1 pseudogene is annotated in these 255 nt (G+C 38.0%); it reads left to right on the forward strand.

The window, feature by feature from the left end:
* A pseudogene (locus ACYQ2O_RS13510) lies at positions 1-255 on the forward strand (IS110 family transposase); the annotation flags it as partial.

Consider the following 255-nt stretch of genomic DNA (forward strand, 5'->3'; position numbering starts at 1 on the left):
TGGAAAATCTTTATTACAAGTGCAACACTCTTTCGAGTGACTTAAAAGCTGAAAACATAAGCACCTCTGTGTTTAGTTCAACGATGATTCAATTAATGAATGGCGACATTTCAATGGCTGAGATTCGGACAATGAATAGCGTTGAGCTAGCTGCTTTACTTCAAAAGTTTGGGCGAGGACGCTTTAAAGATCCTGTCAAATTAGCTAAAGTCATTAGAAAATCTGTCTCAGACTCTTATCGCTTAGGCAAACTAG

The organism is Alkalibacterium sp. m-11 (assembly GCF_054658155.1).